Genomic DNA, 7203 nt, shown 5'->3' on the forward strand with positions numbered 1-7203 from the left:
ATAGCTCTCCGAAATATGTTTGAGAATACATGAAAATTAAGTCTTTTGGTTTTACTGATCTTAAAAAGATCAGTAAAAATAATACAAATAAAACAATATAAATATATTATTCCGGACAGTAGTGCGTAAAAACGGGAATGACAATTTCAACGGAAACTCCGACACAAAGTGTCGGGGATTTTTTCAATTAACATTTGTTAATAAATTTGACTCGCAAATTTTGAAATGCAAGAAAAAATATTATTTTTGCACCGCTATTAATCTTTTTAAGAATAACCTTGTTTCTCCCGATTATTAGGTATTGAGGCAAGGTTTTTTCTCTTTTAAATCATTTTTTGTAATTATAAAGACAATACTAATAATTACATAAGACTCACATTAATCCTCACAATTCTCACAATAAGTACCTCTTAAATACTCATCAACTAATAACTGAAAAGTAACACCTCCTCCTTCTACGGTATTAAATAATTTACAAAAACGAGCTTTATTCATATTAATAGCATTTAGTAATATGGTTCTATAATCGTCTTGTTGGGTTAGCTCCCTTTTTACGAGTGTTAAATTCAAATAATAAAACAATAAATCCTCATCAATATTAATGCTTTGTGCTTTCTTTTTTAATAATTCCACAGCCATATCCACATTGGCATAATAGCTAAAAAATTGTGCTAAACTCAAATAATCGTAATCTGATAGATAGAACTTTTTATAGTTATTTTTTATATAGGAAACCGACTTATCCTTGTTCACATAATCTCTTTTACGCATTAAATTTTCTGCTTTTATAATGTGATAATTCACCATCATTCTGGAAATAAGTGAACTTTCAATATCGTAATTTTTTAGGGCATAAATTTGGTTCTTTAGTTTAGTTTCATTAATATCGATAGCTCTAAATCTCCATAATCTAATTTTAATGGCCGCGATGTTATATTTCACCTCTCCGTTTTTCGGCACAAGCTTCTCCAAATCCAAAAGTTCATTATAAACAATAAGCCCTTGTAATTCATTCAACATATATCTGTATGCCGAATTTTTATTGAAAATTTTGACAAACCTGCTCTGTTTTGGTATCTCCATTCTACGCAATAAGTTAGGAGAAATTTCTTTATTTTTTAGTTTCTCGAACAAGGCATTTTGAATTTCAATAGCTTCATCTAAATTTTCAGCCTTTATAGAGGCATTAAATTTCACGATAAGCTCATTGGGTATTATGGTTTTATATTTATTCTTTTTCTCCAATTCTAACTCCAAAACGGCCTTTCTGTGGTATTGCAAAATAGGCTCCATTTCTTGCGAAAGTGCTCCAACCAATTTAGCTTTTACAAGGTTTTTTTTAAGCTTTCCCAGATTTTCAAATTTGGTGTCTTTTATATCGTTAAGAAACTCTACCCAATTTTCTGAAGAAGACACTTCGATTTTAATAGTTGGTTTTTGAAATGTTTGTAAAGCTGCAACAATACTGTTGGCACGTTGTTCTTGTAATTCGATATTTCTCTCTAGGCTCCCCTCAACCGAAGAATATGCTTTAATATTTATACTTTTTATATTGAAATCGGTTAAACGTAACGAATCGTATATAGGTTTAATATCCTCCTGTGAATACTCCGATTTATTTTTTTCAAAAGGAATTTTAAATTTCAAGGTTTTACTTCGTAAAATATAACCTTCTTTCGCTGTTAGTTTGATTTGTTTAGTGTTATAAGTTAATGAATCTAAATACATGCCCGTATCTAACAAATCCCATTTATAAGACTCCAAATCGTAAACAACGTAATATCTACATAGAGACTTATTGCTTAAAAACAATATGTTGTATTCTAGTTTTTTATTGATATCAGTGTCTGAAATTCTACCTACATGCACTCTAAACGCATTTCCATCATGAGGTTTTAATCCACTTTTAAGTTTAGACGCATAAACAGGTTTAAGCAATTTTCCTCTAATTTGAGTAGGCACTACAGATTCCAAATCACAACTATATCGGTCTTTTGCAACCACATCTACAGCAATACCATCACCCGAATTCTTAAATAGCGTATTAAACCACTTTTTATCATTGGTTTGAAAGTAAAGGTTGTTACCCTCTCTTTTAATCGAAAATTTTACTTCTTTGGGCTTTTGTCTGAAAATTTGAAAACAACTTTGGCAATTTTGATCTCGTTCATTTTCAGTTTTTGGAAATTGAATATCGTAAGTATTTTGTGCATTTATTAAGTAAAAAGGAAATAACAGAAAGACAAAAAAATAGAATGTTTTCATGGAAAAATAAGCTTATAGTTTTTATTAAGAATAAAACTATTGCGTTTTTCTGACCCGACAAAACATATCATACAATTAAATAAAGAAAAACCATATGATGCATAAAATTATTCATTTACCTTTTACGAGTGGTGTCACAGGCAATATGATATCTTCGTTAACACTTATCTATAACAGGAATCTTTATTTATAAATGATGAAAATCATATTTTCTATTAGCTAAAAAACTAATATTTATACTGTTAAATATATTATATCGGGAGACGTTCTGATATTCATTTTATCATTGTGATAGTTATAGTTAAAATAAACTGCAGACTCAACAGCTAACGCTAGTTTAACTGATAGGAAGTATTGAGGCAAGGTTTTTTCTGGTTTAAATCTTAAATAAAATCTAATTGTTTAAACGATTTATTCAAGATTTTTTCATCATTCACATCTAACCATTTATTTAAAACTGTTGCATAGATTGTTCTAAAGTCTATTTCAAATTTTAAATCTCCATTATCATCCAAATCAGTTAAACTAGCCATGTTGTTATAAAAGCCTTGTTTCTTTAAATGCTCCCCAATAATAAATACATTATTTGCCGTACCATGGTCTGTACCTAAACTAGCATTTTGCTTTACGCGACGTCCAAATTCCGAAAAGGTTAAAATTAAAGTATCCTTAAATGTTCCGTTATCTTTTAAATCTTGAACAAAGGTTCCTATGCTATTAGCATACGTTTTTAATAATCGTTTTTGAGCATTTAATTGGTTTACATGTGTATCAAAGCCATTTAATGACCCATAAAAGACCTTAGTATCCAGACCCGAATTGATAAATTGAGCCATTGTTTTTAACTGTTTCCCAAAAGAATTATTTGGATATTCTTTACTAGTCGAAACCGTTTTACTCGTTTCATAAATATACTTGGCAGAGGATTCTGCAGCAATCATAGACTTATATAAATAACCTAAATTATGTTCACTCAAATGTGCATCATTTTGATGGTTATGGATATTCTTAAAATATGGGTCTTTTAATAAGTTATAAAAAGCTTTGGGGTCTTGTGTTGCTATAGCGTTTATAGTGTCGCCTTTCATCGCTAATGATAAGCTTTCATCAATTTCAATAGCACTATGTGGATGTTTTCCGTAGTGATCTAAATATCTCCCCAACCATCCGCTCTGCAGATATTTATCTGAATCTGTTCCTGTATGCCAAATATCCATAGATCTAAAATGCGATCTAACTGGGTTTGGATAACCTACATTATTAATAATAGATAAATAACCATCATCATACAAGCGTTTTAAAGGTTCTAGATTAGCATGCAATCCAACGTCATCGTTAAGTTTTATAATATCATTTTTTGAAATTGCCAAAGTTGGACGTTCTTTATAATACAAATCATTTCTGAACGGAACCACGGTATTTAAACCATCGTTTCCTCCAGATAATTGTATAATCACTAATCTTTTATAACCTAAGCAGCTACTTGTCACTTGCTCAAAAGCTTTTACAAAACTTGGAACAAAAAATAAGCCACTCGCCAAAGATGATCTCTTTAAAAATTTCCTTCTATCCATAATTAACACATTTGATATTCCGGTAAAGACATTAGTTGTACGCAATGTTCCTGTTTGGATAATTTGCTTAATGTTTTTAAATACTCACCTGCAGCTTTGCTCATGCCGCAAGCAAGAATATGGTTTCCTAAATCGTTTATGTCCACATTTTTAAACTGATTATTAAAATAATTCCAATCGCTTTCTGTTTTAAAATGTTTTCCAAACTTCTTTTTAAACCCTTGCTTTTTGGTTTCCATAACAGTATCTGATGTTCCTTTTTTAGCTTTAGAAATATAAGCGTTATTCAAAATAAGTGATGGCAGTTTTAAACGCATAACTATGGTATTGCTATCAATCCAATTTCTACCACCTTTCCAACCTGCGACATTTGGTGGGTTTAGTAATATTTGACCTAGTAATTTTTGAATGTATAATAACTGTTTCGGGTTTTTAAAGTTTACAGGAACGGTGTGTTTTATCCCAACTAAAAATTCGATAGGTGATTTTATTTTTGTTCCAATGTTTTTTTCATCATAAAACCAATCTGAAAGCATCATATAACGCATAACGTTCTCTATATCATAATCTGCATAAAACACATCTGCCATACTATTTACATGATTTTCATCTATAATGTCATTAACAAAATAACGATACATTTTTTCACAGATAAACTTAGCACATTGTTTGTTTTCCAGAATGATATTAATAATATCATCACCATCGAAATTTCCTGATCTTCCAAAAAAGGTTTTAGAACCTTCATCATGTTGACGTTTTCTAAAAACAAAATTTCCTTGTAAATTATGACTATAGCCTGTAAATGCTCTGGCACTTTCTTTTATATCATCTTCAGTATAATTCCCAACACCCAACGTGAATAATTCCATAAGTTCGCGCGCAAAATTCTCATTGGGTTTTTGTTTACGGTTTTGCTTAGTATTTAAATATTTAGTCATAGCAGCTTCTTTAGAAATAGCTTTAACAAAATCTTTAAAGTCTCCTAAAGCATGTGTTCTCAAGGTATTATGAAATTGTTGACTATACACATAATTATTGTCTTCACATACAAAATGATTGGCCCAAAACAGTGTCATTTTTTCTCGTAACAATTCTTTTGTACCTGTAAGCCTATCTACCCAAGCCACATTCAATTCCTTGGTTTTTTGTCGACTTATCGTTTGAACTTTTTTGATGTTTTCTCTAGTTTTTTCATAAGATCCACTTAGTAAATCATCAAGTTCGGAAGTATCTAATTTTAAAGGTGTTATTGTTTTTGAAGCATTAAGAAGGTTATTAACCACAGCTTTTTTATTTTTCCTAGAAAGCTTTTCGAGCTCGGTTGGTAAAATCCCAAAACCAATGCGCCAATATAAATGTTGAACATGTTTAATCTTCATATAAATTGAATTTGAAGGATTATGAGTGTTTTACAATTGCTTTGACTTGAATTAATTAAAAAGGTTTAATCCTTATGTCTCTACTTGTTTTCATTATGGATATTTCAAATAAGAAATAGAGATTAAAACCAAGATACAAAAAAGCCGTTTCAAATTGAAACGGCTTTTAAACATTCTATATTTTATTTCGATTTATAAATCAAATTTAATTCCCTGTGCTAAAGGCAACTCTGTTGTATAGTTTATAGTATTAGTTTGACGTCTCATATAAATTTTCCAGGCATCAGAACCAGATTCGCGGCCCCCTCCAGTTTCTTTTTCTCCTCCAAAAGCACCACCGATTTCGGCACCGGAAGTTCCTATGTTTACATTAGCGATACCACAATCTGAGCCAGCAACAGATAAGAAGCGTTCTGCTTCTCTTAGGTTGTTAGTCATAATCGCAGAACTTAACCCCTGCGCCACTTCGTTTTGAATATCAATGGCATTTTCAACACCTCCAGAATATTTTAGTAAATACAAAACAGGCGCAAATGTTTCGTGTTGTACAATTTCATAGTTTGGTTTTGCCTCCGCAATAGCTGGTTTTACATAGCATCCACTTTCGTAACCTTCTCCAGAAAGCACACCACCCTCCACAACAATATTTCCGCCTTCGTCAACAACTTTAGTTAAGGCGTTTTCATACATTTTTACAGCATCTGTATCTATTAACGGTCCTACATGATTGTTTTCATCTAGTGGATTGCCAATACGTAATTGTTTATAAGCATCTACAACCGCGTTTTTAACCTGATCGTAAATGCTGTCATGAATAATTAAACGACGCGTCGACGTACAACGTTGTCCCGCAGTTCCTACTGCACCAAAAACAGCACCAATAACCGTCATCTTAATATCCGCATCTGGTGTTACAATAATAGCATTGTTACCGCCTAATTCTAATAAGCTTTTACCTAAACGCGCAGCCACTTCTTGTGCTACAATTTTTCCCATTCTGGTAGAACCCGTTGCAGAAATTAATGGAATGCGAGCATCCTTGGTCATAAACTCTCCTACCTTATAATCACCATTAATTAAATTGCAAATCCCTTCTGGTAAGTTATTATCCTTAAAAACCTCAGCTGCAATATTCTGGCAAGCCACACCGCAGATAGGTGTTTTTTCAGAAGGTTTCCAAACACAAACATCTCCACAAATCCAAGCCAATGCTGTGTTCCATGCCCAAACAGCTACAGGAAAATTAAACGCTGAAATAATCCCAACCACACCTAATGGGTGATACTGCTCGTACATTCTGTGACCAGGACGTTCTGAATGCATTGTCAAACCATGAAGCTGACGCGACAACCCAACTGCAAAATCACAGATATCAATCATTTCCTGAACTTCACCCAATCCTTCCTGATAAGATTTACCCATTTCGTAGGAAACTAACTTTCCTAAAGCTTCTTTCTTTTCTCTTAGCTTTTCACCAAATTGACGCACAATTTCACCACGTTGTGGTGCAGGCATGGTTCTCCATATTTTAAAAGCTCTTGTTGCACTTTCCATGACCTTCTCATAATCTTCTTTAGTAGTCATTTTTACTTTACCAATTAATTGACCATCAACAGGTGAATAGCTTTCAATAATATCTCCATGAGAGAAATTATTGGAACCTGTTGAACTTCCTTCATTTAAATCTTTAACATCTAACTGTATTAAAGCGTCATTTATTCCGAAATCAGCAGAAATTGCACTCATATATATTGATTTTTTACGAATTATTTAATTTTCCGCAAGATACTTATAAAGTTTATTTTAAATCTCAATTTTTATTATAAAAATTTTCAAGAATATTTTCCAGATACTAACTAAACCACTATGGACTTAAAGTCCATAGGTTTGGGCTGGTGACTTAAAGTCACCTGAATAGCTATTTCTCAATTATGAAATTTGCTCCATTACCATCATCAGGTCTTCGATGGTGTTCCAAATAT

General features: G+C 31.9%; 4 protein-coding genes. All 4 read right to left on the reverse strand.

All coding sequences use genetic code 11. The features are described 5' to 3' along the window. Positions 1-378: 378 nt before the first annotated feature. Positions 379-2265: a hypothetical protein gene (locus tag EM932_RS20530; RefSeq protein WP_135879084.1), complete on the reverse strand. Its 1887-nt coding sequence runs from the start codon at positions 2263-2265 to the stop codon at positions 379-381. 383 nt (positions 2266-2648) lie between these two features. Continuing rightward, a complete protein-coding gene (locus tag EM932_RS20535; protein WP_135879085.1) occupies positions 2649-3839 on the reverse strand; it encodes a DUF1501 domain-containing protein in 1191 nt (396 codons plus the stop codon). Positions 3840-3841: 2 nt separating this feature from the next. After that, positions 3842-5221, reverse strand: a complete 1380-nt coding sequence (locus tag EM932_RS20540) for a DUF1800 domain-containing protein (RefSeq protein WP_135879086.1) — start codon at positions 5219-5221, stop codon at positions 3842-3844. 192 nt (positions 5222-5413) lie between these two features. Beyond that, complete coding sequence (gene amaB, locus EM932_RS20545) at positions 5414-6967, reverse strand: L-piperidine-6-carboxylate dehydrogenase (protein ID WP_135879087.1); 1554 nt, start codon at positions 6965-6967, stop codon at positions 5414-5416. Positions 6968-7203: the final 236 nt, after the last annotated feature.

The organism is Flavivirga rizhaonensis, from assembly GCF_004791695.1.
In the GTDB taxonomy this organism is placed as follows: domain Bacteria; phylum Bacteroidota; class Bacteroidia; order Flavobacteriales; family Flavobacteriaceae; genus Flavivirga; species Flavivirga rizhaonensis.

Coding starts and splice junctions, on each gene's coding strand:
- amaB (WP_135879087.1), bottom strand. CDS start 6,967: ATGAGTGCAATTTCTGCTGATTTCGGAATAAATGACGCTTTAATACAG.
- EM932_RS20530 (WP_135879084.1), bottom strand. CDS start 2,265: ATGAAAACATTCTATTTTTTTGTCTTTCTGTTATTTCCTTTTTACTTA.
- EM932_RS20535 (WP_135879085.1), bottom strand. CDS start 3,839: ATGGATAGAAGGAAATTTTTAAAGAGATCATCTTTGGCGAGTGGCTTA.
- EM932_RS20540 (WP_135879086.1), bottom strand. CDS start 5,221: ATGAAGATTAAACATGTTCAACATTTATATTGGCGCATTGGTTTTGGG.